This window comes from Xanthomonas maliensis, assembly GCF_009192945.1.
GTDB classification, from domain to species: Bacteria; Pseudomonadota; Gammaproteobacteria; order Xanthomonadales; family Xanthomonadaceae; genus Xanthomonas; species Xanthomonas maliensis.
This window is the reverse complement of the sequence record NZ_NSET01000140.1, coordinates 1-605: the sequence shown is the minus strand read 5'-3', so window position 1 is coordinate 605 and position 605 is coordinate 1. Positions and strand designations below refer to the sequence as shown.

General features: G+C 69.4%; 1 protein-coding gene and 1 pseudogene. Both read left to right on the top strand.

Translation table 11 applies throughout. From position 1 onward, the window contains the following. Nucleotides 1-278, top strand: a 278-nt coding sequence (locus CKY51_RS22305) for an ATP-dependent helicase C-terminal domain-containing protein (RefSeq protein WP_280524724.1), incomplete at its 5' end; no start/stop codon positions are given. Between the two features lie 113 nt (nt 279-391). Then, nucleotides 392-605 (top strand): annotated as a pseudogene (locus tag CKY51_RS22300) (hypothetical protein); the annotation flags it as partial.

Here is a 605-nt window from a genome sequence, read left to right as displayed (position 1 = left end):
TCGGTCAGCCGCTGTCGCCGGTGCTGGCGGTCAGGCTGCAGGAACTGTTCGGGTTGGCCGACAGCCCCCGGGTGGCCGCCGGCCACATTGCGCTCCCCTTGCCCCTGCTCCCGCCCGGTGCCCGCCCGCTGCAGGTCACCCAGAATCTGAAGAGCTTCTGGGCCAACCCCTACCCCGACGTAAAAAAAGAAATGAAGGCCCGCTACCCGAAGCATCCGTGGCCCGACGATCCCTGGACCGCCACTGCCACCCACCGCGCCAAGCCGCGTGGCACCTGAGCTCGCACGCGTGGTTTTCCGAACGGCAGCCAAATCGCCGGGCCTGTGCTGACACCCTTTATACGTCCGACCCCACAGACTGCGGCCACGATACTCAGAAAGGAGCCGCCCCCATGAGCAAGCTGACTGTGATCACCGAACGCGCGCTGGAACGCGCCCTGGAACTGGCAGGCACGGCGGGCGACCACCTGCGCCATGCCGCCTCGAACGCCGGCGACCCGGCCCGTCATGCGGGGAATAGCCTGCGCCACCTTGGCCCGGGCGCCAGCGGCTGGCTCAAGACCGGCGCTGCCCTCGGTGCGGGGCGGGCCGGCAGCAAAGCGGCGA